The following is a 22,261-nucleotide window of genomic DNA, read 5'->3' as shown; positions in this document are numbered from 1 at the left end:
CTCAGTTCATGCCTTCAATGACCGAAAGGTGATGGCCGGCCCGCCGGTCGAGCAGTTCCGCGACGATTTCGGAAATATGAGGCAGCCCTTCCAGAGTCAGATGCGCATTGCTCTGCGATGGGCGGGGCCGGCCCGGCAAAACCTGCAGCGCATCGGCAAACCGCTGGGCATCCTCGGCTTCCTCAGGCAAAAGCATCTCGATGAGGCCGAGTTCGGCTGCGCGCCGTGCCCGGATCAGCTGTTCCTCGCGCGGCGTGACGCGCGGCACGATCAGCGCCGGCTTGTCGAAAGACAATATCTCGCAATAGGTGTTGTAACCGCCCATCGCCACCACCGCCTTGGCGCCGGCAATCAGCTCTTCCATGCGGTTGTCGAATTCGATGATCTTGACATAGGGGATCTTGGCCCCTTTCCTGACCAGCTTGTTGCGCTTGCGCGCCGGCATGTAGGGCCCAAGCACGATCAGCGCCCTGTGCTGCAATCGCGGATCCTGCTGATAGGCCTCGATGACGTTGTGGATCAGGTCGGCGCCGTCACCACCGCCACCGGTGGTAACCAGGATATAGTCGCCCTCGGGCCGGTGGCCGGGCAATTGGTTCTGCTGCAGGCTCCGTTGCAGGAAACCGACGAACTTCATCTTTGCCCTGACCGCCGGCGGCACGTCCAGGCCGGTCAACGGATCGTAGAAATCCGGCGGGCCATAGACCCAGACCTTGTCGTAGAACAGGCCAATCTTGCGCATCACATCCCTGCGTGCCCACTCCGCTTCGAGCAAATGCGGCGCGTCCATCACCTCGCGCAGGCCAAGCACGAGCGTGGTGCCCCGCGTCTTGAGGTAGGACAGCGTATCCTCGATCTCACCGCGCAGCCCCAGCGGTTCCTTGTCGACGATGAAGATATCCGGCCGGAAGCTCTCGGCCGTGTGGCGGATGATCGACTGCCGCATCCTTAGCGTCTCATGCAGATCGATGTCCTTTTCCAGCGAGGTGTATTCGCCGTTGCGCAGCTTGATGACGCTGGGGATCTTCACGAAGTCGACGCGGGCGCGGTAGTCGAAGGCGCCCGCGATGGTGGCGCCCGAAATGATTAGCACCTGAAGTCCGCGGAAATCCCCGACCAGCGAATGCGCGATCGTTCGGCAACGCTGCAAATGGCCGAGCCCGAACGTGTCGTGGCTGTACATGAGAATTCGTGCGTCTTTTGCGTGCTGTGTCATTGTGAACGTCTTTTAGAATTCTCGCCGGACCGTGGGCAACCCCGCAGGCTTCGAAACTATTCTCGCGGGTCTATCGACCTGTTTTGAAACATGGGGGCGAGAGGTACGCAACGGCATTCTTCACCAGGTCACGAATGCCAGGGGCGCTGATTGTGGCGCCATGCCTTGTCTTCGCCGACGATAGACGGCCCGAGCACAAATCTCTGTCATGAGGCTTGACCCCGTGGAATTAAATGCCCTGCGGCCTGAGGCAGGCAAAGCGCACATTGCGAAAAATCAAGGGCGACCAAGGCGAAACGAGGCTGCCGCACATTGTGAGGAGAACCCGCACCTTGGGAAAATGCTTCATAATCCATCGAAACACAACGGCCGCCAGAGGCCGCACGTTGCGGCCTTTTATCCTGCCATCAGCCTTGGCCTGTGGCAAGCATCCGGTCCTTGCACCGTTGAAGCTGGTGCAATCTCGCGTCATGCCGACTTCCTCCGTCACGTGGAGGATAGCTCCGCCCTCAATGAGATTTCGCAGGCAGGCGACCCATTCGCCAGATCCGTCACAAAGCTTTGCGTGAACACGCCGGCCGGAACGACGGCTACGCCAACCTTGCCCTTGTGGTGCGCGGCGTCGCCAGCAGCAGACTTGTCTCGCTGCCGGTTATCCCCGGGATGAGCCGTATCCGCCTAAGCACCGCGTCGAAATCGGTGAGCGACGCCGTTCCGAGTTCGACCACCAGGTCCCAGCGGCCATTGGTGGTGTGAATGGTCGAAACCTCGGCGAGGCCGCCGAGCGCCCGGACCACGCGGTCGGCGGCATGGCCCTCGATCTCGATCATCATCACGCCGCGCATCCGCTGGTCGACCGCGTCGGCGCGCAGCACCACCGTGTAGCCGATGATCTCGCCCGTTTTTTCCAGCCGCTCCATGCGCGCCCTGACCGTGGCGCGCGACACCCCGAGATCGACCGCGAGATCGGAGATGCTGCGCCGGGCATCATGCCTGAGCAGCGTGACCAGCCTTTCGTCGAGTGCGTCCATGACTATTGTCCGTTTTGATCAAGCTGACTTCTCGGAATGATAAATCATTCTTCTCGAAATGCCAATTTCGCCTGTTCATACTGCCGGGCCGGGATGGTTCATTCCACGCATCAACCGCCCAATCAATTTACAAGGACAACAAGAACCATGCGCTGCAGGATCGTTGGCGCGCCGGTGCAGGACGGCGCCGGCAGGATGGGATGCGAGATGGGGCCAAGCGCGCTGCGCACGGCCGGGCTTGTCTCGGTGCTGTCGGAACTTGGCCACGAGGTCGAGGACTGGGGCGCGGTGCAACCGGCCGCCGTGCGCGCAATCGTCCATGGCAATCTCGCGCTGAAGGCCCTACCGGAGATTTCCGCCTGGACGGCGGCGATAGCCGAGACCGCCTATGCGGCTTCGCGGAACGCCATGCCGATCTTCCTTGGCGGCGACCACGCGATATCGGCCGGCACGGTGTCGGGCATAGCCCTCCGCGCCGCGGAACGCGGCCGGCCGCTCTTCGTGCTGTGGCTCGACGCACATCCCGATTTCCACACGCTCGATACCACCGTCAGCGGCAATCTGCACGGCGTGCCGCTCGCCTATGCCAGCGGCCGGCCGGGCTTCAACGGTTATTTCCCGGACCTGCCTGTCGCCGTCGACCCTGCCCACATCTGCGTCATGGGCCTGCGCAGCGTCGATCCGGCGGAGCGCCGGGCGCTGAGCGAAGCGGGGGTTACCGTGCACGACATGCGCACCATTGACGAGCACGGCGTCGCACCTTTGCTGCGCGCCTTCCTGGCCATCGTCGAAAAGGAAAACGGCCTGCTGCATGTCAGCCTCGACGTCGACTTCCTCGACCCCTCCATCGCGCCGGCCGTCGGCACCACCGTGCCCGGCGGCGCCACCTTCCGCGAGGCGCACCTGGTGATGGAGATGCTGTCCGACAGCGGCCTGGTCTCCAGCCTTGATCTGGTCGAGCTCAACCCGTTCCTCGACGAGCGCGGCCGCACCGCCACGCTGATGGTCGACCTCGCCGCCAGCCTGATGGGCCGCCGGATCATGGACCGCCCGACCCGCAGCCATTCCGGAAGCATTGCATGACCCAGCCTTCCCGCCTTGCCATCGTCCCTTTCGTCAGCGTCGACCGCATGATGAAGCTGGTGCTGACCATCGGCGTCGAGCGGTTCCTCACCGAACTCGCCGCCTATATCGAGGAGGATTTTCGCCGCTGGGAGCTGTTCGACAAGACGCCGCGCATCGCCTCGCACAGCCATGACGGCGTCATCGAACTGATGCCGACCAGCGACGGCCGGCTATACGGCTTCAAATATGTCAACGGCCATCCCAAGAACATGCGCGAGGGGCGCCAGACCGTCACCGCCTTCGGCGTGCTCGCCGATGTCGGTTCCGGCTATCCGATGCTGCTCACCGAAATGACGATCCTGACGGCGCTGCGCACCGCGGCCACCTCCGCCGTCGCCGCCAAATATCTGGCGCCCAGGGGCGCGCGCTCAATGGCCATCATCGGCAATGGCGCCCAGTCCGAATTCCAGGCTGTCGCCTTCAAAGCGCTGCTCGGCATCGACCGGTTGCGGCTCTATGACATCGACCGTTCCGCTTCGGAAAAATGCGCCCGCAACCTCGCCGGCAAAGGCTTTGACATCACCATCTGCGCCACCGGCCAGGATGCTGTGGAAGGAGTCGACATCATCACCACGGTGACCGCCGACAAGCTGTCCGCCACCATTCTGACCGACAACATGGTCGGTTCCGGCGTGCACATCAACGCGGTCGGCGGCGACTGCCCCGGCAAGACGGAACTGCACCGCGACATCCTTTTGCGCTCCGACATCTTCGTCGAGTTCTCGCCGCAGACGCGCATCGAGGGCGAAATCCAGCAGCTCCACGCCGACCATCCGGTGACCGAGTTGTGGCAGGTGATGACCGGCAAGGCGGAAGGCCGCAAGACGGCGGAACAGATCACCTTGTTCGATTCCGTCGGCTTCGCCACCGAGGATTTTTCCGCACTGCGCTATATCAGAGACCAGCTTCAGGCCACCGGCCTCTACGAGGAGCTCGACCTGCTCGCCGATCCCGACGAGCCGCGCGACCTCTTCGGCATGCTGCTCAGGGCAGCGCTGCAGCCGGCAGCCGCCTGAGGGGCTTCAGCCGCGCAACGGCGCGCAGCTCTCCCGTTCGACGAGCACCGGGGTGAGCACTTCGCGGCGCGAATGCGCCGCCGGCTCGGCAACCCGCTCGAGCAGCAGGCTGACCGCCCGCGTGCCGATCTTCTCGACCGGCTGTGCGATCGTCGTCAGTGGCGGCCAGGTGGTGACGGCATAGGGTATGTCGTCGAAGCCGATCATCGACATGTCGCCGGGGACCCGCAATCCGCGCCCGCGCAGCACTGTCAGCGCCCCCATGGCCATCAGATCGTTACAGGCAAACAGCGCCGTGATCCCCGGCGCCTGCGCCATCAGCCGCTCCATCGCCGTGCGGCCGCCGGCGAAGTGATAGTCGGAATCCACCACCGAGGCCGGCGGCAGGTCGAGGCCGGCTTCCTGCAGCGCCCTGGCGAAGCCGCGCAGGCGGGCGGGGCTGGAGCTGGAATCGCTCGGGCCGCCGATGACGCCGATCTTCTCGTGGCCGAGCCCGGCCAGATAGCGGCCGGCGAGATAGCCGCCATAATCGTGATCGACCAGCACGGAATCGACATTGACCGAATGGATCTCGCGGTCGATTAGCACCGCCGGGACGCCGGGCAGAAGGCTGGAGAACACCCGCGCATGATCCGACGAGCCGGCGAAGATCAGCCCGTCGATCTGCTTGGCCATCAGCACCTGGAGATAGCGCTCCTCCTTCTCGGCGCTGCCGTCGGAGTTGCACAGGATCACCGTATAGCCGGCAAGGAAGCCGGCATCCTCGATCTGGCGCGCCACGCCGGCGAAGAACGGGTTGGAATTGTCCGGCAGCAGCAGGCCGATGGTCTTGGTCTCGCCGCGCCTCAGGCTGCGCGCCAGCGTGTTCGGACTGTAGCGCAAGGCGGCGATGGCCGAATGGACGCGCTCGGCCGTCTCAGGCTCGACATGGCGCGTGCGGTTCATCACATGCGAGACGGTTGCGACCGACACTCCGGCATGGCGCGCGACATCGGCAATCGTCGTCATTTCTTGTCCCCTAGTGCATGTCGCCCGGAGTGTCCGGCGGATCTGGGAAAATGACATCCATAAAACAAAAACCAAAAAGCGCGACGCGCTTTATCGGATCACCCTCAACAGCTTTTCCCGATAGGCATCCAGAATGACGGCGAGCACAATGACAAGGCCTAGCACGATCGGCTTGAAATTGTCGCCGACGCCGAGCAGCTCGTAGCGACGCCGGCGACCGGGCCACCGATGTTGACGCAACAGATAGACCATGGCGACGATGCCGGCGCGTTCTCCCTTCCGCCGGAGCGCTGTATCCTTCTCAGGCTAGTGATTCCCGCAGACAGGAAACCTTCATGAACGGCCTGACGCCCATACTTTCCACCGTGACCGCCTCGTTCCTTGCCTCCTTCGTCGAAGTGGTCGAGGCCTTCACCATCGTGCTGGCGGTAGGCGTCACCCGCAGCTGGCGGCCAGCGCTGACAGGCGCGGCGCTGGCGCTGGCGGTGCTGGCGGCTCTGGTGCTGGCCTTCGGACCGCTGCTGGCGCTGATTCCCATTGCGGTGCTGCAGTTCGTCGTCGGCGTGCTCCTGGTCCTGTTTGGCATGCGCTGGTTGAGAAAGGCCATTTTGCGCAGTGTCGGCGTCATCGCCCTGCATGAGGAGGACGCGGCCTTTTCAAAGGAAACCGCCGCTTTGCAGCAGCAGGCCAATGACCGCCGCGCCGATTATCTGGCCGGGCTCGCGGCCTTCAAGGCGGTGCTGCTCGAAGGTGTCGAGGTGGTGTTCATCGTCATTGCCGTCGGCGCCGCGCATGCACAGACCTTCTATGCCAGCCTTGGCGCGTTGGCGGCTTTCGTCCTGGTAACGATCATCGGCCTTGCGGTGCACAGGCCGCTGGCGCGGGTGCCGGAAAACGCGCTCAAATTCGCCGTCGGCCTGATGTTGACAAGCTTCGGCATTTTCTGGACCGGCGAAGGCCTGGGTACCGACTGGCCGGGCGCCGATCTGGCGCTGCTGGCCATCTTCGCAATCATCGCCGTCGCGTGCTTCGCCATGGTGCGCTGGTTGCGCGCCAGCTACCCCAAGGCTGCACAAGGAGTTGCTCGATGAACGTCGTCCGCCTCATTCTAAAGGAGCTCGTCGGGATGTTCATCGACGACGGCAGCCTTGCGACGCTGGCGCTGCTGTTGATCGTAGCGATTGCCGCGGCAGTGAAGCTGCTGGCGTTGCCGCCGCTTGCCGGCGGCGTCCTGCTTCTGCCCGGCTGCCTCGTCATCCTGCTCTACAGCGTGCGCCGCGCGGCACGGCGCTCCGGTCAGTAGAGGGTGAAAAACACCGGCAGCATGCCGCTGATCCGCAACTGCTCAATCGTCTCGATGGCCGGGAACAGCGCCAGGAAATAGAGCCCGTCCGTGAATGTCCGCCGCAACGCCTTTGTCGAGAACCGGCGTTCGGCTTGATCGTGAAACAGCAGCGGGTTCGGCCAGAAAGGCGGCGTGCGTTCGGCATAGACGCTGTAGGCGGGGCCGAACTTTCCAAACAGGAACTCGGCTTCCTTGCGCGCCGTCACCCGGAACACCAGGTAGCTCACCAGAGCCAGCGCCGCCGCCACCAGCACCGAGCCGTACATCAACCCGACGCCCGCCGCGCCGACCGTGGAAAAGAAGTAGAGCGGGTTCCGGCTCATCGAGAACGGGCCGATGGTGACCAGCTCGTCGTTCTTCCTGCCGCCGACATAGAGAATGCTCCACAGACGGCCAAGGAAGCAGACCAGCACGAAGCCGATGCCCAGCGCCTCAATGTATTCGTGCCCGTCCGAGCCTTCGACGAGAAAGGGCTTGGTGAACAGCAACAGCATGACGGTGAGGGCTGCCGCCACTTGTATGACGAGCAGGCGCTTGTGCTGGTCGAACGCCTTAGCTGCCGGCTTGGGGGGAGCGTAGCTCATCATAGTTCCTGCACCCCGGCAGGGCTCATAGCGCCGGTGTCTCGCCACCCACTAGCGCTTCCGTGCGGCGATGGCGAGGCAACCGGCAGGAATTTCAGCCATTCTTACGAATTTGTAAGCGGGCGGACAGATTGCGGCGAGGTCGCCTGCCCATAGTCCTTGTGCCGGCCGACCTGCCGGACATCGTTTCATCACCGCCTGGATACCGGCGCAAGACAGGAACACCAGCATGAAAAAGCTAGCCCTCGCTTTCTCGCTCTGCGCCATTGCCATCGCCAACCCGGTTTTTTCAGCCGCTTCCGCTGCGACGCTTTGCGAAGACGCTCTGAAGGACCTGCGCGCGGCGGAAGCCTTGGCGGCGCTGAGCGCCGCGGACAAGACCAAAGTATCCGATCTCGAGGCCAAAGGCGTCGAGCGCTGCAATGCCGACGACGACAAGCGCGCCGACGACTTCTTCGCTCAGGCCATGAAGATCATGGGGAAGTAAGGCCAAGCCTCGCCGCACGTACCGGGGAATAGGCCCGTCCCCGCCGAAACGACAAGGATCCCATCATGCTCTTGTCTGCAAGCACTGCACCCGCCGCACTGGCATCACCCAACAGGGTCCCCGATGTCACCGTCGAATTCTGGCTAATCAAGCTTTTGGCGGTCACCATGGGCGAGACGGCGGCCGACTATCTGGCCGTCAATCTTGGCTTCGGACTGACCGTCACCTCGCTGATCATGACCGGCATCCTTGTCGTCGCGCTGGCGCTGCAATTCGCGCAGAAGCGTTATGTGCCATGGGCCTATTGGCTGGCGGTGGTGCTGATCAGCGTCGTCGGCACCCTGATCACCGACAATCTGGTCGACAATTTGGGCGTCCGTCTGCAAACCACCACGATCGCCTTCACGGTCTTGCTCGCCGCGACATTCGCGGTCTGGTACGCCAGCGAAAGAACGCTCTCCATCCATACGATCGTCACCACCAGGCGCGAGATCTTCTACTGGCTGGCGATCCTGTTCACCTTTTCGCTCGGCACCGCGGCCGGCGACCTTGTCGCCGAGACGTTCGACATTGGCTATCTCACGACTGGCTTCTTGTTCGGCGCGGTCATCGTCTTCATCGCCCTCGGCTATTTCGCCTTCGGCCTCGACGCCATCCTCGCCTTCTGGCTGGCCTACATCCTGACGCGGCCGCTTGGCGCCTCGTTCGGCGACCTGCTGTCGCAGCCGGTCGAATATGGCGGCCTCGGCTTCGGCACCACCTTCACCAGCATGATCTTCCTGGGCTGCATCGTCGCCCTCGTTCTCTATATGAGTCTGAAGAAGGGCACCGGCGAGGCCGACAAAATCCTGCTTGAATCGGAGTAGATGCAAGCACCTGCACGCCCGCTTGACGCGACGAGAACGCGCCAAAACGTCAATGGATCCCTGCCGTGGGTCGCCCTGGGCAGCTATCGCGCTCACCTCATGGACGGAAGAATGAACTCCAGGAAATCCGGTTATAGCGGCCTCCAAATTAGCCTGCATTGGATGATAGCGGCGCTTGTCCTGTTCCAGCTCCTGTTCGGCGAAAACATGACAATCTATGTCGATGCGGCAGCGGACAGACGCCAACTGTCGTCCTACGGGCAGACCATGGGGTCCGCCCATTACTGGGTAGGCCTGGCGATCCTGTTGCTGGTGTTCGTGCGACTGGCCGTCCGCCTCTTCATCGGTGCGCCCAAGCCGCAATCCACAATGCCGAAATGGATGGCTTTCGCCTCACGCACAACGCATGCGCTGTTCTATGGCCTTCTCGTTGCCGCTCCTGTTTCCGGGCTTCTGGCCTTTTATGTTTGGAGCTGGATGGGCGATGTCCATACTTGGGCAAAGCCGGTATTCATCGTTCTGATCTGCATTCATGCCGGTGCGGCACTCTTCCATCATTTTATTCTGAAAGACGCCGTGCTGCGCAGGATGCTTGTCCCTGCGCGCGATCCGGTCGGATGACACTTATGGACATGTGCAACGACCACGAGCGACCAGGCGCCGGCGGATATTCTAGGAACGGACCGCCGCCGGTGCTAGCATGCCGCTCTGGCAAAGCCTCGGCAACAGACCGGAACAGAGATGCGACTTCTCCTTGTTGAGGATGACCCCAGGACCGCAGACTATGTCGTCAAGGGCCTGAGCGAAGCCGGGCATGTCTGCGATCTGCTGCGCGACGGGCATGACGCGCTGTTTGCCGCGACACGCGACGCCTATGACGTGATCGTCGTCGACCGCATGCTGCCCGGCCTCGACGGCCTGTCGATGATCAAGGCGGTGCGGGCGGCGGGCGTGCGCACGCCGGCGATCTTTCTGACCTCGGTCGGCGGCGTCGACGACAGGGTTGAAGGGCTTGAGGCCGGCGGCGACGACTATCTCGTCAAGCCATTCGCCTTTTCCGAACTGCTCGCCCGCATCAACGCGCTCGGCCGTCGCCCTGCGGTGCAGGAGCTGAAGACGACGCTGCGCATCGCAGACCTCGAAATGGACCTGATCCAGCGCCGCGTCACCAGGCAGGGCCAGGCGATCGACCTGCAGCCGCGCGAATTCAGCCTGCTCGAAGTGCTGATGCGCGGCGAGGGCCGCGTCATCACCCGCACCATGCTTCTGGAACGCGTCTGGGATTTTCACTTCGACCCCAAGACCAGCGTCGTCGAAACCCATATCAGCCGGCTGCGCGCCAAGATCGACAGGCCGTTCGAAACCACGTTGATCCACACCGTGCGCAACACTGGCTACAGTGTTCACGACTGAGGCGCGGCATGACAGAAACTTGCCATGACTGAAGCTTGCCATGACTGAAACGCACTATGACTGAGACAGGCTCTCGCCTGCTGCGCAGCACGCCGTTTCGGCTGGCCCTGACCTTCGCCTTGCTGTTCGTGCTCGCCTTCATCCTGTCAGGCGCCATCGTCTACCAGCTGATGAGCGCGGATCTTGCCGAGCAGCTCGACCAGTCGGTCAAGGAGACCTATTCGGTCGTGGCGGTGACCTATGCCGGAAACGACCGGGAGGATCTGGTTTCGGCAGTCGACAGCCACGCCGCGCTCAGCCCGAGCAAGGAACAGCTGTTCTCGCTCACCGATCCCGCCGGCAATCATCTGGCCGGGAATTTCACTGCCGCCGACCTTCCGGATGGCTTTTCCGATTTTGCAGCGTCCCTGCCCGATGTGACGCCCGGTACCATGTACCGCGCCTGGTCCGGTTCGGTCGGGCCGAACAGCCTGACCGTCGCCTTCTCGCTGTCTGAGATAAGGGAGTTGGAAAACATCGTGCTGATGAGCTTCGGTTGGGCCACCCTGATCATTTCCGGCCTTGGGGTGGCCGGCGGCGCCCTGCTGGCGTCGCGCGTGCAGCGCCGCCTCGACGGCATAGCCGCCACCATGGACGATGTCTCCAACGGCCGGCTCGACGCCCGCATTCCACTGCTCGGCAATGGCGACGACATTGACGGCGTCTCGCGCCAGGTCAACGCCGCGCTGGAGCGGCTGGCGGCCCTGGTCGACGGCATGCGCCAGGTCAGCGCCGACATCGCGCATGATCTGAAGACGCCGCTCAACCGGCTGCAGATGATTTTGGAGGCTGCCGCCGACAGGACGGCGCGGGGTGAGGCAGTTGCCAATGAGCTGGCGGAGGCACGAGGGGAAAGCCTGCAGATCAACGAGACTTTCGATGCGCTGTTGCGTATTGCCCAGATCGAGGCCGGCGCCCGCAAGGCGCGCTTTGTCGATCTCGACCTCAACGGCGTCATCGATGCCATTGCCGAAATTTATGCCGGTGTCGCCGAGGATGACGGCAAGTCGCTGTCGGCCACGATCGTTCACGGCACGCCATGCCTGGTTCACGGCGATCGCGACCTGCTGACGCAATTGTTTGCCAATCTGGTTGAGAACGCGCTGCGGCATTGCCCCGATGGCACGGCGATCCTTCTATCGGTGCGGCGGCAAGGCGACCGCATTCTGGCTGAGGTCGCCGACAATGGCCCCGGCATCCCGGCGCAGGAGCGCGAAAAAGTGTTCCAGCGGCTCTACCGGCTCGACTCCAGCCGCACCACGCCCGGCAGCGGCCTTGGCCTCAGCCTGGTGCGGGCCATCGCCGACCTGCATGGTGCAACGATTGCGCTGGAGGATCGCCGGCCTGGGCTGGCGGTAATTGTCGGGTTTCCTCGGGCGGAGGGCACCGGTCCCGGCTTGAAATGACAACGCCAGAGCCAGGTCGACCCCACTCCGTCGAGCTTCGCTCGACACCTCTCCCCCGATCGACGGGGGAGAGGTGGCGCTGCGAAGCAGCGACGGAGTGGGGGAAGGCGCTCATGAAACGCGAAGTCGCTGACAACTTTCTCCAAGTTGATGATCGCATCCGACAAAGGCGGTCGCGATTAGCCTTGCACATGTTTCAACCCGGAACGGCTGCGGGTTGATCAAGATGACCGTCGAACCTATCGGCCCACCGCACCCCGGCGAAAATCCGAGGGCGACATCCCTGCCAGCTTGCGGAAGGATTTGTTGAAGGCGCTGAGCGAGCCAAAGCCTGAATCCATGGCGACGCGCAGCACATTGGCGTCTTCATGCATCAGCAGCGCCTGCGCGTAGCTCAGCCGCAGCAGATTCATATATTCGTTGAGCGTCATGCCTGTCGATTTCTTGAAAATGCTCATGGCGTATTTGGGGTGGATGTCGGCGGCAGCGGCAATGTCGACGCAGTCTATGTCGTAGAGGAAATTCTCGGCGATGAAGTCGCACATGCGCCCGACATTGCGCAGCGATTGCTGGTCGAACGGGCCGCCGGGTTCCTGGCCGATGGCGGTTTCCGGCACCAGCCGGTAGGGCTCGAAGCGCACCCGCTCCAACCGCAGCAGCAGCTCGTTCACGGCGTGCTCGGTTATCGCCGGATCGCCCGAGCGGAAATAGCGGTTCCAGCGTTCGAAATTGTGATGGTCGGCCTGGTCGGTCGCCGATGTCACCAGCGTGGCGCCGGTCATCAGCCGGTGGCGGACATCCGTCGGCAGGTGCAGGCGGAAGAAATGCACCAGCGGCAGATGCGCGCCGGCATAGATGGCGTCGTCGGAGAGATCGTCCATCTGGTGCGGCAGCCCGCCCCAGAACAGGCACATGTCGCCCGCCGTGAGCGCGATCTCGTGCTCGTTCATGCGGTAGTGCACGCTGCCGCGGACGATGAAATTGACCTCGACCTGGGCATGCCAATGCGGCTTCAGCATCACCAGCGGATGGTTGTGAAACATCTGCAAAGCCATCGGCAGGCCTTCGACGCTGCTGGCGCCAGGCTGGTAAAACGGCCGTTCCGGCATCTTACTTTCCGCCCATCTTTTATTCCCGTTGTCAGGGACAAGCCTTCCGCGCCGCCTAGTCTAGCCATGCTCGCGAAGAGAGAGCAAATGAAATGGGAGGATTTCAATGCGCACGACACTGATCTGTGCCGCGCTGGCGCTTGGCCTGGGCTCAGCCCCAGCTTTGGCGCAGTCCGGCGAAATCACGATCTGGAGCTGGAATATCGCGGCTTCGTCGCTGAAGGCCACGGTGGCCGGCTTCAACAAGCAGTATCCCGACGTCAAGGTCACCGTTCAGGATCTCGGCAACCAGCCGACCTATGACAAGTCGATCGCCGGCTGTGCGGCCGGCGGCGTCGGCCTGCCCGATATCGTCTCGATCGAAAACGGCGAGGCCGAGAACTACTGGAGCCAGTTCCCCGATTGCTTCGTCGATTTGCACACGCTGGGCTACACCGCCGACGACCAGAAGAAATTCCCGGATTTCAAGCGCACCGAATTGGAGGTCGGCGACAAGGCCTATGCCATGCCGTGGGATTCCGGCCCAGTCGCCGCCTTCTACCGCCGCGACTTCTACGAGAAGGCCGGCGTCGATCCAGCCTCGATCAAGACCTGGGACGATTTCATCGCCGCCGGCAAGAAGGTCCAGGCCGCCAATCCCGGCGTCACCATGACCAATGCCGATTTCAACGGCGACACCGAATTCTTCCGCATGATTTCCAACGAACAGGGCTGCGGCTATTTCGCCGCCGATGGGCAGTCGATCACCGTCAACCAGCCGAAATGCGTCGACACGCTGGCCAAGATCAAGGACATGAAGGACGCCGGCATCATCTCGTCGGCCGACTGGGGCACCAAGATCACCAACAACACCGCCGGCACCGTCGCCACCCAGGTCTATGGCGGCTGGTATGAGGGCACCATCCGCACCGAATCCGCCGGCGAAAACGGCAAATGGGGTGTCTACCTAATGCCGAGCCTGACCGCCGACGGCCCCCGCGCGGCCAATCTCGGCGGCTCGTCGCTCGCCATCACCTCAGCCTCGAAGAACAAGGAGGCCGCCTACGCCTATCTGAAATACACGCTCGAGACCAATGAAGGCCAGATTACCATGCTCAGGGATTTCGGCCTGGTGCCGTCACTGATCTCGGCCCTCGACGACCCCTACGTCTCGCAAGGCCTGCCCTATTGGGGCGGCCAGGCGGTGTGGAAGGACATTCTCGCCACGCTGCCCAAGGTGGTGCCGAGCCGCGGCACGCCGTTCCAGAGCGACGCCGAAATCATCATGCGCGCCGTGCAGACCAAATATCTCGGCGGCGGCTATCCCGATGCCAAGGCCGCCCTCGACGACGCCGCCAGCCAGATCGCTTCGGCGACGGGACTGCCGATCAAGTGACCAAGGCGGTGATGCTGGCGGGCCAGATATAGGGCAATTTGCCGGACTGTTGGCGCTGCCCCTCACCTGCCTGCCGGCATCCTCTCCCCGTATAGTGGCGGGGAAAGGGACGCTCTCGCCCAACAGTTCGCCAATTGCCGGCGGCGTCCGCCGGCTAACAACACGCCGGATATCAACCGGGAAAGAGGAAGGAGGAGGAAACCATGCGCTACCAGAACGCCACGGCCTATCGCTTCCTTACGCCCTACCTTCTGATCTTTGCCATCTTCTGGGTGTGGCCGATCATCTCCTCGTTCATGATTTCCTTCCAGGCGACGCGCACGGTGCCCTGGCGCTTTGCGCCGACGTTCAACTGGGGCCGCCTGATCGGCGACCCCGCTTTCTTCAACGCGCTGAAAAACACGCTGCTCATCCTCGTCATCCAGGTGCCGGTGATGATCTCGCTGGCGATCATCATGGCGGTGCTGCTGAACTCGCCGCTGCTGAAAGCACGTGGCCTCTACCGCTTTGCCTTCTTCGCTCCGGTGGTGGTCGGCGAGGTCGCCTATTCCGCCGTGTTCCGGCTGATGTTCAACCTGGATTTCGGCATCATCAACAAGCTCCTCGCCGGCGTCGGCCTGGCCAAGATCGACTGGTTCTCCAACGTCACACCGGCCATGGCGCTGATCATGATCGCGGTAACCTGGCGCTGGGCCGGCTACAACGCCATCATCCTGCTCGCCGGCCTGCAGTCGATCCCCGAGGACGTCTATGAAGCAGCGACGCTCGACCGCGTCAGCAAGCTCAAGCAGTTCTTCTACATAACGCTGCCGCTGCTCAAGCCGGTCATCGTGTTTTGCGCCGTGCTGTCGATCATCGGCACCATGCAGCTTTTCACCGAACCGTTCCTGATCACCGAGCGCGGCGGTCCCGGCGGCGGCACCGAGACGCTCGGCCTCTTGCTTTACCGCCAGGGCTTCCGTTCGCTCAATTTCGGCTACGCCTCGGCCGTCGCCTACACCATGGCGGGGCTGGCCATCGCCATCACGCTGGTGCAGCTGTGGCTGACAAGAGAGCCGAAATGAGTTCGCTGTCGCAACGACGGCTCGGCCGCAGCGTCCTGCTGCATCTGGTCCTGACGCCGCTGGCGGTGATCTGGCTGTTTCCGCTGTGGATGATGGTGGTGTTTTCGACCATGCCCGACAACGGCATTTTCAGCCCCGGCATCGAGCTTCTGCCGCACGGCAATTTCGTCGACAATTTCAACAACCTGCAGCGCGACACCAATTTCGTCGGCGCCATCGGCATTTCGGTGGCGGTTGCGGTGACCTACACCTTCTTCTCGGTGCTGCTGACCTCGATGGCCGGCTGGGCGCTCGCCCGCTATCAGTTCTTCGGCAAGGGCGCGGTGGTGGCGATCATCCTCGGCACCATCACGCTGCCCTATGCGGTGGTGCTGATCCCGCAATTCATCATGGTGGCGCGCGACTTCCAGCTCGCCAACACCTGGATTGCGTTGATCGTCCCGCCTTTGTTCAATTCGCTGGGCGTGCTGTTCATGCGCCAGGCTTTCTCGATGATGCCGGCCGACCTCTTCGACGCGGCACGTGTCGAAGGCGTCAAGGAATGGCGCATCTTCCTGTTCGTCGCTTTGCCGCTGGCGCGGCCGATGCTGGCCGCACTCGCCATCATCCTGTTCTTAGCCTCGTGGAACAATTATCTCTGGCCGCTTTTGATCAACAGCCAGCCCGGCGCGATGACCGCACCGGTGGCGCTCGGCACGCTGATCGGCCTGACCAAGGTCTCATGGGGCGGCATCATGGCCGGCGCCGTCATGCTGACCGTGCCGATGCTGGTCGTCTTCGTTTTGCTGCAGCGCCATTTCATCGCCGGCATCGCCGCCGGTGCCGTCAAGTAGGGACAACAGCGATATGGCGGCAGTCACCCTCACCAATGTCGTAAAACGCTTCGGCGTCTATGAGATCATCCATGGCGCCAACATCGATATCGCCGATGGCGAGTTCGTCGTCTTTGTCGGCCCGTCGGGTTGTGGAAAATCGACGCTGCTCAGGATGATCGCCGGGCTGGAGGATATCAGCGGCGGCGAGATCGCCATTGGCGGCAAGGTGATGAACGATGTCGAGCCGGCCGAGCGCGGCATCGCCATGGTGTTCCAGTCCTACGCGCTCTACCCGCACATGAGCGTGGAGCAGAATCTGAGCTTTGGCCTCAGGATGACCGGCAACCCCAAGGAGGACACCGAGCGGCGGGTGAAGCGGGCCTCCGAAATCCTGCGCATCACAGAGTTGATGGCGCGGCGGCCGAGGCAATTGTCCGGCGGTCAGCGCCAGCGCGTCGCCATCGGCCGCGCCATCGTGCGCGAACCGCAAGTCTTCCTGTTCGACGAGCCGCTGAGCAATCTCGACGCCGAGCTGCGCGTCCAGATGCGGGTCGAGATCTCGCGCCTGCACAAGGAGCTCGGTACGACGATGATCTATGTCACCCACGACCAGACCGAAGCGATGACGCTCGCCGACCGGATCGTGGTGCTGCGCGGCGGCCATGTCGAGCAGATCGGTCGGCCGCTCGATCTCTACGACAATCCCGACAACCAGTTCGTCGCCGGCTTTGTCGGCTCGCCGAAGATGAATTTCATCAAGGGCCGCGTCGTCGGGCGCAACACGAGCAGCGTCACCGTCGAGCTGGTGGGCGAGGAAAAGACCCGCATTATGCAACCGTTGACCGGCGCCGTGCCGCAAACAGGAGCCAAGGTCATTGTCGGCGTGCGGCCCGAACATTTCGGCAATGGCGGCGAAGGCGACGCCGACCTCACCGTCGGCATCGACGTGGTCGAGCATCTCGGCGGCACCAGCTTCATCTATGCCAGGACCGCCCATGGCGAAGACCTGGTGATCCAGCGCGACGCGGCAAAGGTCCCCGACACCCAGGAGATCACCGTGTCCATCCGCAAATCCTATCTGTTCGATGAAAATGGCCAGCGGCTGCGCTGAGCGCTTCCAGCCTTGCAAGGAGAATGACCATGACTTCAACCGCGCCCATCCGCTGGGGGATACTCGGGCCCGGCGACATCGCCAAAGCGTTCGCCCGCGGCGTGGCAGGCTCGCGCACCGGCACGATCGTGGCGCTCGGCGCCCGCAATCCCGGCAAGGCAGGCTTGGCCGAGACGTTTCCCGGCGCCCGCATCCTCGACGGTTACGACGCGCTGCTCGCCGACCCCGAGGTCGATGCCGTCTATATCGCCATCCCGCATCCCGGCCATGCCGAATGGGCAATCAAGGCGGCGGAAGCCGGCAAGCATGTGCTGTGCGAAAAGCCGCTGGCGCTGACCGCCTTCGAGGCCGACGCCATGATCCATGCTGCGCGCAAGGCCGGCACCTTCCTCGGCGAAGCGTTCATGTACCGGCTGCACCCGCAGACGGCGAAGCTGGTGGAACTCATCAAGTCGGGCGTCATCGGCGATGTCAGGCTGATGAAGTCGAGCTTCGGCTTCGCCATGCCGGGCTTCATGCCCGAGCACCGGCTCTACGCCAACGATCTCGCCGGCGGCGGCATCCTCGATGTCGGCGGCTATCCCGTCTCGATGGTGCGGCTGATTGCCGGGGCTGCGACTGGAAAACCCTTCGCCGAGCCGGACAAGGTTGTCGGCACCGCCCATCTCGGCAAGTCCGGCGTCGACGAATGGGCCTCGGCGCTGCTGCATTTTCCCGGTGGCATCGTCGCCGAGGTATCCTGCAGCATCTCGCTCAAACAGGACAATGTGCTGCGCATCCTCGGCACCAAGGGCCGCATCGAAGTGCCGGATTTCTGGTTCGCCGGCGGCGGCAACCGCGATGGCGGCCCTGGCCGGATCAATGTAATCCTCGCCGACGACACGCGCGATACCATCAGCGTCAACGAAACCCGCCATCTCTATTGCTTCGAGGTCGACGCCGCCGGCGAGGCGATCCTGGCCGGCAAACAGGAGTTCGCCTGGCCGGGCATGAGCTGGGCCGACAGCCTCGGCACGCTGCGCGTCCTCGACAGATGGCGCGCCGCCGTCGGGCTCGAATATGAGATCGAAAAGCCGGCTAAGCGAACCAACACCATTTCGGGCCGGCCGCTGCGCACCGGCGGCACGGCCATTGGCAAGCGCAAGATTCCGGGCCTGTCGAAGCCGGCCTCCGTGGTGGCGCTCGGCTTCGAGGATTTCCGCACCTTCTCGTCGGGCGCAATCCTGCTCGACGCCTTCTTCGAGACCGGCGGCAATCTGTTCGATACCGGCTATGTCTACGGCGCCGGCTACACCGAAACGCTGCTTGGCCAGTGGCTCAGGAATCGCGGCGTGCGCGAGCAGTCGGTGATCATCGCCAAGGGCGCCCACTCGCCGCTCTGCTATCCCGACGTCATCAGCAAGCAGCTCGCCCAGTCGTTGGACCGGCTGCAGACCGACCATGTCGACCTCTATTTCATGCACCGCGACAACCCGGATGTGCCGGTCGGCGAATTCGTCGATGCGATGGACGCCGAGGTCAAGGCCGGCCGCATCCGTGGCCCGTTCGGCGGCTCGAACTGGACGATGGCGCGCATGGACGAGGCGATTGCTTATGCCGAGCGCACCGGCAAGCAGAAGCCCGGCGTGCTCTCCAACAATTTCTCGCTGGCCGAGATGCTGGAGCCGATCTGGGCCGGCTGCATCACCTCGTCCACCGACGACTGGAAATCCTGGCTGACGAAAAGGCAGATGCCCAACTTCGCCTGGTCGAGCCAGGGCCGCGGCTTCTTCACCGACCGCGCCGGCCGCGACAAGCAGGACAATGAGGAGCTGGTGCGGGTCTGGTATTCGGAGAAGAATTTTGGCCGGCGCGACCGTGCCATCGAGCTGGCGCAGCGGCTCGGCAAAAGCCCGATCCACATCGCGCTCGCCTATGTGCTGGCGCAGCCCTTTCCGTCGGTGCCGTTGATCGGCCCGCGCACGCTGGACGAGTTGGAGGACAGTTTGAAGGCGCTGGATATCAAGCTGTCGGCGGAGGATGTGGCGTGGCTGGATAGCGGGCCGGAAAGGCGGCGGGCTTAGCAGCTAATCTCCCCCCTTGAGGGGGAGATGTCGCCGAAGGCGACAGAGGGGGTCGCCTCGCGTGGAGCGCTAACCTCCTTCTGCAGCGGCAGGTAGGCCGAGCCCAGTCGAACCGACCCCCTCTGGCCTGCCGGCCATCTCCCCCGTACGGGGAGATTAGCGGCTCATGCGTTCCACCTACCGATCGATCCGTGTCGACAAAATAATCGACGACCACGTCCGCTCGACCCCGTCCATCGCCCCGATCTCGTCCAGCAACGCATCCAGATCCCTGATCGACGGCGCGTCGACGATGACGATCATGTCGAAATTGCCGCTCACCGAGTGCAGCGTCCGTACCGGCGGCAGCGCCTGCAGCGCCCGCACCACCTTGTCGGCGAGCTTGGGCGTGACGGTGAGCAGCACATGCGCCCGCACAAGCCCCTGCTCGTAGTCCGGCGCCATCCGCACGCCATAGCCGGTGATGATGCCGCGCTGTTCCAGCCGCTCGATCCGGCTCTGCACCGTCGTGCGCGAAACGCCGAGCTGGCGCGCCAGCTCAGTGGTCGACGCGCGGGCATTGGCGCGCAGCAGGGAAAGCAGTTTTTGTTCGGCGTCACTGAGCATTTCGACGAACCTCGTCGGCGTATCGTTCAATTGCAGGGTTCATTTCGAACGATCCCACGCTTCCTTTCGACAGGCAAGCTGCGATTCTTGAAGGCATCGCGTCCACCGCGCGGCGGTCTGGGCCAAAGAGTTTTAACGAGGGGCAAGGTCATGAAGAAAATCATCGTCGTCGGCGCCGGCAAGATCGGCTCCACCATTGCAGGCATGCTCGCCGACAGCGGCGACTACCACGTCACCGTTGTCGACCGCGCGGCGGCGCAGCTTGCCGCGGCCGAACTTCCCGCCGGCGTCGAGGGGCTGGAGCTCGATATCGCAGCGCCGGGCGCACTCGAGGCAGCCCTTGCCGGCGCCTTCGCCGTGCTGAGCGCCGCCCCCTTCCATTTGACCACTCGCATCGCCGAGGCCGCGGCCGCCACCGGCGTACACTATCTCGATTTGACCGAGGACGTCGTCTCCACCCGCCGCGTCAAGGAGCTGGCCAAGTCGGGCAACAGCGCCTTCATTCCGCAATGCGGCCTTGCGCCGGGCTTCATCTCGATCGTCGCCAACGATCTCGCCAGCCGCTTCGACACGCTGGAAAGCGTTCGCATGCGCGTCGGCGCGCTGCCGCAATACCCGTCCAATGCGCTGAACTACAATCTGACCTGGAGCACCGACGGCGTCATCAACGAATATTGCGAACCCTGCGAGGCGATCGTCGAGGGCGAGCTGATCGAGGTGCCGCCGCTGGAGGAGCGCGAAGAGTTCTCGCTCGACGGCGTCACCTATGAGGCCTTCAACACCTCCGGCGGGCTCGGCACCCTGGCAGAGACGCTGAAGGGCAAGGTGCGCACGCTGAACTACCGCACCATCCGTTATCCCGGCCATGCCGCGATCATGAAGGCGCTGCTTAACGATCTCGGCCTGCGCCACCGCCGCGACGTGCTGAAGGATATCTTCGAGAGCGCCCTGCCGGCAACGCTGCAGGACGTGGTCATCGTCTTCGTCACCGTCTCGGGCCGCCGCAATGGCCGCCTGCTGCAGGAAACCTACGCCAACAAGATCTATTCGCAGCGCATCGGCAACCAGGTGCGCAGCGCAATCCAGATCACCACCGCGTCCGGCATCTGCGCCGTGCTCGACATGCTGGCCGACGGCACCTTGCCGGCGACCGGTTTCGTCAAGCAGGAAGACGTCGCGCTGGATGCGTTTCTCGCCAACCGTTTTGGGCGCGCTTATGCGCAGCACGAGATGGTGAGCCGGCTGGCAAGCTGAGCTACTTCACCCTCCCCCTTGTGGGGAGGGTCGGCTCGCGATCGGAGCGAAGCGGAGATGGCGAGCCGGGGTGGGGGTGCGCGCCGACGGTTGGCGAGGAGGCCCCCCCCCCCCCCCGCCCCCGGGCGGCCCCGCCCCCCCGGGGGGGGGGGCTGCGCGCCGACGGTCGGCGAGGACCCCCACCCCGCTCCGCTTCGCGGATCGACCCTCCCCACAAGGGGGAGGGTAAAGCGCCCGCTACTTCCGCAGAGCCATCGGTCGTCCGAGCAGAAACCGGATGAAGTTGCCTGCGGTCCGCGGCGCCATGCGGGGCTGCGTCGCCTGTCGTGGCGCGCTTTGCCTTCGCGCTGGCACCTTGGGTTCGACACCCGGTCGGCCCACCGTGAAGGAGGGCCCCGAGACCGGCTTCCCCCTCAACACGTTGGCGGCGTTGTTGTCATGGATGACGATGCACCATTGCGCGCCCTTCGATGCCGCCACGACGGTGTTGAAGCGCGTCGCCATTTTTGCGTGGTGCTCGCTGTAGACGCCGCTCATCGCCGGCGATCTCCTTTCGACCAGCGTGCCGAACGCCGACGTGACATAGTCGTGGTGCGTGTAGCGTCCGCTTGCCGTGTCGAAATTCTGGCCGTCCGGAAAGGCAATGTAGAGCGGCTGCAGGTCCACCACACGCTTTTCGATCTCCCGGCGCGCGTAGTGCTCGACGCGCTCCATGAAGGTCGGCGCCAGCGCGTCGTCGCTGTCGAGCCGCGTGAGCGAAACATAGTCGGCATCGGTATCGGCCTGGACGAAGGCATTGAAGCGATCATTGTAATCCTCGCCGGCCTCGACAAGGATCGGCCTGACGTCGACACCGGCCACGCAGCTGCACACGGTGCGAATATAGTTCTCGTGCGTATCGGCATCGAACGCCAAAAGGACGGTAAAATCCTTCAGCGACTGGCCTTCGAGCGACGACGCGCAATAGGTGTCGAACAACGCCAGGCGCTCGACCAGCCAGACCGGGTCGAGATTGGCGCGGCCCTTTCCGTCCCACTGGCTTGGCTTGAAGCCAGCGGCGATGTTGTAGCGTATGGCGATGTATTTCTTCAGGCCGGTGTCCATGGACCGACACTTAGTACATTCCGCTGATCTGCGACAACCGACGGCTGGGCGGCCACCCTCCCCCTTGTGGGGAGGGTCGGCTCGCGGTCGGAGCGAAGCGGAGATGCGAGACGGGGTGGGGGGAGCGCCGACGGTCGGCGAGGAGGGCGCGCCCACCCACCAGGAGCGCCCCGAACCCCCCCAGCAGCTCCGGCAGCGAAAGCCCCAGAACAACACCAGCCTGG

At 63.7% G+C, this 22,261-nt stretch carries 22 protein-coding genes and 1 pseudogene; 15 read left to right on the top strand and 8 right to left on the bottom strand.

Annotation, left to right across the window (positions count from 1 at the left end; all coding sequences use genetic code 11):
• Window position 1 precedes the first annotated feature (1 nt).
• The gene (locus NKI46_RS22845; protein ID WP_023752843.1) at window positions 2–1,216 is read right to left on the bottom strand and encodes a glycosyltransferase family protein; all 1,215 of its coding nucleotides are present in this window, start codon (window positions 1,214–1,216) and stop codon (window positions 2–4) included.
• Between the two features lie 590 nt (window positions 1,217–1,806).
• The gene (locus NKI46_RS22840; protein WP_352748031.1) at window positions 1,807–2,247 is read right to left on the bottom strand and encodes an Lrp/AsnC family transcriptional regulator; all 441 of its coding nucleotides are present in this window, start codon (window positions 2,245–2,247) and stop codon (window positions 1,807–1,809) included.
• 147 nt (window positions 2,248–2,394) lie between these two features.
• Between NKI46_RS22840 and rocF the strand changes: the two genes are divergently transcribed.
• Both rocF and ocd read left to right on the top strand, forming a co-directional pair.
• The gene (gene rocF, locus NKI46_RS22835) at window positions 2,395–3,330 is read left to right on the top strand and encodes an arginase (protein ID WP_352748028.1); all 936 of its coding nucleotides are present in this window, start codon (window positions 2,395–2,397) and stop codon (window positions 3,328–3,330) included.
• Window positions 3,327–4,388, top strand: a complete 1,062-nt coding sequence (ocd, locus tag NKI46_RS22830) for an ornithine cyclodeaminase (RefSeq protein ID WP_023730309.1) — start codon at window positions 3,327–3,329, stop codon at window positions 4,386–4,388. Before rocF ends, ocd begins: the two co-directional genes overlap by 4 nt.
• Before the next feature lie 6 nt (window positions 4,389–4,394).
• On the opposite strand, the gene NKI46_RS22825 is transcribed toward ocd, so the two are convergent.
• Both NKI46_RS22825 and NKI46_RS30970 read right to left on the bottom strand, forming a co-directional pair.
• Complete coding sequence (locus NKI46_RS22825) at window positions 4,395–5,396, bottom strand: LacI family DNA-binding transcriptional regulator (protein WP_352748025.1); 1,002 nt, start codon at window positions 5,394–5,396, stop codon at window positions 4,395–4,397.
• A 90-nt stretch (window positions 5,397–5,486) separates the two neighbouring features.
• Window positions 5,487–5,672: pseudogene (locus NKI46_RS30970) on the bottom strand (ABC transporter permease); the annotation flags it as partial.
• Window positions 5,673–5,731: 59 nt separating this feature from the next.
• Here NKI46_RS30970 and NKI46_RS22815 point away from each other — a divergent pair.
• Entirely contained in the window at window positions 5,732–6,487 is a 756-nt protein-coding gene (locus tag NKI46_RS22815) for a COG4280 domain-containing protein (RefSeq protein ID WP_352460934.1), read from the top strand.
• Window positions 6,484–6,699, top strand: coding sequence for a hypothetical protein (locus NKI46_RS22810; RefSeq protein WP_023672157.1), 216 nt, complete (start codon window positions 6,484–6,486; stop codon window positions 6,697–6,699). Before NKI46_RS22815 ends, NKI46_RS22810 begins: the two co-directional genes overlap by 4 nt.
• On the opposite strand, the gene NKI46_RS22805 is transcribed toward NKI46_RS22810, so the two are convergent.
• The gene (locus tag NKI46_RS22805) at window positions 6,693–7,325 is read right to left on the bottom strand and encodes a methyltransferase family protein (protein WP_352562759.1); all 633 of its coding nucleotides are present in this window, start codon (window positions 7,323–7,325) and stop codon (window positions 6,693–6,695) included. The two genes, NKI46_RS22810 and NKI46_RS22805, sit on opposite strands and share 7 nt — an antisense overlap.
• Before the next feature lie 229 nt (window positions 7,326–7,554).
• On the opposite strand from NKI46_RS22805, the gene NKI46_RS22800 reads away from it, so the two are divergent.
• The 5 genes from NKI46_RS22800 to NKI46_RS22780 all read left to right on the top strand — a co-directional run bounded on the left by NKI46_RS22800 (window position 7,555) and on the right by NKI46_RS22780 (window position 11,536).
• Window positions 7,555–7,812: a hypothetical protein gene (locus NKI46_RS22800; RefSeq protein WP_352460938.1), complete on the top strand. Its 258-nt coding sequence runs from the start codon at window positions 7,555–7,557 to the stop codon at window positions 7,810–7,812.
• A gap of 65 nt (window positions 7,813–7,877) precedes the next feature.
• Entirely contained in the window at window positions 7,878–8,678 is an 801-nt protein-coding gene (locus NKI46_RS22795; protein WP_031195614.1) for a COG4705 family protein, read from the top strand.
• On the top strand, window positions 8,679–9,299 hold the full coding sequence (locus NKI46_RS22790; protein ID WP_245261217.1) for a cytochrome b: 621 nt from the start codon (window positions 8,679–8,681) through the stop codon (window positions 9,297–9,299). It abuts the gene before it with no gap.
• A gap of 120 nt (window positions 9,300–9,419) precedes the next feature.
• Window positions 9,420–10,091 carry a winged helix-turn-helix domain-containing protein gene (locus NKI46_RS22785; RefSeq protein ID WP_023740151.1) on the top strand — a complete coding sequence of 224 codons (672 nt, stop codon included), beginning with the start codon at window positions 9,420–9,422 and terminating at the stop codon, window positions 10,089–10,091.
• 56 nt (window positions 10,092–10,147) lie between these two features.
• Entirely contained in the window at window positions 10,148–11,536 is a 1,389-nt protein-coding gene (locus NKI46_RS22780) for a HAMP domain-containing sensor histidine kinase (RefSeq protein WP_352748021.1), read from the top strand.
• A 239-nt stretch (window positions 11,537–11,775) separates the two neighbouring features.
• Here the strand turns inward: NKI46_RS22780 and NKI46_RS22775 are convergent, their stop codons facing one another.
• On the bottom strand, window positions 11,776–12,645 hold the full coding sequence (locus NKI46_RS22775; protein ID WP_023706782.1) for a helix-turn-helix domain-containing protein: 870 nt from the start codon (window positions 12,643–12,645) through the stop codon (window positions 11,776–11,778).
• A gap of 106 nt (window positions 12,646–12,751) precedes the next feature.
• Here NKI46_RS22775 and NKI46_RS22770 point away from each other — a divergent pair, with 106 nt between their 5' ends.
• From NKI46_RS22770 to NKI46_RS22750, 5 genes are all read left to right on the top strand, one after another.
• Window positions 12,752–14,020, top strand: coding sequence for an ABC transporter substrate-binding protein (locus NKI46_RS22770; protein WP_023726709.1), 1,269 nt, complete (start codon window positions 12,752–12,754; stop codon window positions 14,018–14,020).
• Window positions 14,021–14,223: 203 nt separating this feature from the next.
• Window positions 14,224–15,084, top strand: a complete 861-nt coding sequence (locus NKI46_RS22765) for a carbohydrate ABC transporter permease (protein WP_023672163.1) — start codon at window positions 14,224–14,226, stop codon at window positions 15,082–15,084.
• Window positions 15,081–15,917, top strand: a complete 837-nt coding sequence (locus tag NKI46_RS22760; RefSeq protein ID WP_023672164.1) for a carbohydrate ABC transporter permease — start codon at window positions 15,081–15,083, stop codon at window positions 15,915–15,917. Before NKI46_RS22765 ends, NKI46_RS22760 begins: the two co-directional genes overlap by 4 nt.
• 13 nt (window positions 15,918–15,930) lie before the next feature.
• A complete protein-coding gene (locus NKI46_RS22755; protein WP_023726711.1) occupies window positions 15,931–17,010 on the top strand; it encodes an ABC transporter ATP-binding protein in 1,080 nt (359 codons plus the stop codon).
• A gap of 29 nt (window positions 17,011–17,039) precedes the next feature.
• The gene (locus tag NKI46_RS22750; RefSeq protein WP_352748018.1) at window positions 17,040–19,073 is read left to right on the top strand and encodes an aldo/keto reductase; all 2,034 of its coding nucleotides are present in this window, start codon (window positions 17,040–17,042) and stop codon (window positions 19,071–19,073) included.
• Between the two features lie 177 nt (window positions 19,074–19,250).
• Here the strand turns inward: NKI46_RS22750 and NKI46_RS22745 are convergent, their stop codons facing one another.
• Window positions 19,251–19,679, bottom strand: coding sequence for an Lrp/AsnC family transcriptional regulator (locus tag NKI46_RS22745; RefSeq protein ID WP_352461230.1), 429 nt, complete (start codon window positions 19,677–19,679; stop codon window positions 19,251–19,253).
• A gap of 150 nt (window positions 19,680–19,829) precedes the next feature.
• Between NKI46_RS22745 and NKI46_RS22740 the strand changes: the two genes are divergently transcribed.
• Window positions 19,830–20,933, top strand: a complete 1,104-nt coding sequence (locus NKI46_RS22740; protein ID WP_352461229.1) for a saccharopine dehydrogenase family protein — start codon at window positions 19,830–19,832, stop codon at window positions 20,931–20,933.
• 237 nt (window positions 20,934–21,170) lie between these two features.
• Here the strand turns inward: NKI46_RS22740 and NKI46_RS22735 are convergent, their stop codons facing one another.
• Window positions 21,171–22,037 carry a glycosyltransferase gene (locus tag NKI46_RS22735; RefSeq protein ID WP_023707473.1) on the bottom strand — a complete coding sequence of 289 codons (867 nt, stop codon included), beginning with the start codon at window positions 22,035–22,037 and terminating at the stop codon, window positions 21,171–21,173.
• Window positions 22,038–22,261: the final 224 nt, after the last annotated feature.

This window comes from Mesorhizobium sp. M0615, from assembly GCF_040320805.1.
In the GTDB taxonomy this organism is placed as follows: Bacteria; Pseudomonadota; Alphaproteobacteria; order Rhizobiales; family Rhizobiaceae; genus Mesorhizobium.
This window is presented reverse-complemented; position numbering and strand designations above follow the sequence as displayed.

What these genes read in the sequence shown, in the direction of transcription:
- NKI46_RS22845 (WP_023752843.1), bottom strand. Translation starts at nt 1,216, where the DNA reads ATGACACAGCACGCAAAAGACGCACGAATTCTCATGTACAGCCACGAC.
- NKI46_RS22840 (WP_352748031.1), bottom strand. Translation starts at nt 2,247, where the DNA reads ATGGACGCACTCGACGAAAGGCTGGTCACGCTGCTCAGGCATGATGCC.
- rocF (WP_352748028.1), top strand. Translation starts at nt 2,395, where the DNA reads ATGCGCTGCAGGATCGTTGGCGCGCCGGTGCAGGACGGCGCCGGCAGG.
- ocd (WP_023730309.1), top strand. Translation starts at nt 3,327, where the DNA reads ATGACCCAGCCTTCCCGCCTTGCCATCGTCCCTTTCGTCAGCGTCGAC.
- NKI46_RS22825 (WP_352748025.1), bottom strand. Translation starts at nt 5,396, where the DNA reads ATGACGACGATTGCCGATGTCGCGCGCCATGCCGGAGTGTCGGTCGCA.
- NKI46_RS22815 (WP_352460934.1), top strand. Translation starts at nt 5,732, where the DNA reads ATGAACGGCCTGACGCCCATACTTTCCACCGTGACCGCCTCGTTCCTT.
- NKI46_RS22810 (WP_023672157.1), top strand. Translation starts at nt 6,484, where the DNA reads ATGAACGTCGTCCGCCTCATTCTAAAGGAGCTCGTCGGGATGTTCATC.
- NKI46_RS22805 (WP_352562759.1), bottom strand. Translation starts at nt 7,325, where the DNA reads ATGAGCTACGCTCCCCCCAAGCCGGCAGCTAAGGCGTTCGACCAGCAC.
- NKI46_RS22800 (WP_352460938.1), top strand. Translation starts at nt 7,555, where the DNA reads ATGAAAAAGCTAGCCCTCGCTTTCTCGCTCTGCGCCATTGCCATCGCC.
- NKI46_RS22795 (WP_031195614.1), top strand. Translation starts at nt 7,878, where the DNA reads ATGCTCTTGTCTGCAAGCACTGCACCCGCCGCACTGGCATCACCCAAC.
- NKI46_RS22790 (WP_245261217.1), top strand. Translation starts at nt 8,679, where the DNA reads ATGCAAGCACCTGCACGCCCGCTTGACGCGACGAGAACGCGCCAAAAC.
- NKI46_RS22785 (WP_023740151.1), top strand. Translation starts at nt 9,420, where the DNA reads ATGCGACTTCTCCTTGTTGAGGATGACCCCAGGACCGCAGACTATGTC.
- NKI46_RS22780 (WP_352748021.1), top strand. Translation starts at nt 10,148, where the DNA reads ATGACTGAGACAGGCTCTCGCCTGCTGCGCAGCACGCCGTTTCGGCTG.
- NKI46_RS22775 (WP_023706782.1), bottom strand. Translation starts at nt 12,645, where the DNA reads ATGCCGGAACGGCCGTTTTACCAGCCTGGCGCCAGCAGCGTCGAAGGC.
- NKI46_RS22770 (WP_023726709.1), top strand. Translation starts at nt 12,752, where the DNA reads ATGCGCACGACACTGATCTGTGCCGCGCTGGCGCTTGGCCTGGGCTCA.
- NKI46_RS22765 (WP_023672163.1), top strand. Translation starts at nt 14,224, where the DNA reads ATGCGCTACCAGAACGCCACGGCCTATCGCTTCCTTACGCCCTACCTT.
- NKI46_RS22760 (WP_023672164.1), top strand. Translation starts at nt 15,081, where the DNA reads ATGAGTTCGCTGTCGCAACGACGGCTCGGCCGCAGCGTCCTGCTGCAT.
- NKI46_RS22755 (WP_023726711.1), top strand. Translation starts at nt 15,931, where the DNA reads ATGGCGGCAGTCACCCTCACCAATGTCGTAAAACGCTTCGGCGTCTAT.
- NKI46_RS22750 (WP_352748018.1), top strand. Translation starts at nt 17,040, where the DNA reads ATGACTTCAACCGCGCCCATCCGCTGGGGGATACTCGGGCCCGGCGAC.
- NKI46_RS22745 (WP_352461230.1), bottom strand. Translation starts at nt 19,679, where the DNA reads ATGCTCAGTGACGCCGAACAAAAACTGCTTTCCCTGCTGCGCGCCAAT.
- NKI46_RS22740 (WP_352461229.1), top strand. Translation starts at nt 19,830, where the DNA reads ATGAAGAAAATCATCGTCGTCGGCGCCGGCAAGATCGGCTCCACCATT.
- NKI46_RS22735 (WP_023707473.1), bottom strand. Translation starts at nt 22,037, where the DNA reads ATGGACACCGGCCTGAAGAAATACATCGCCATACGCTACAACATCGCC.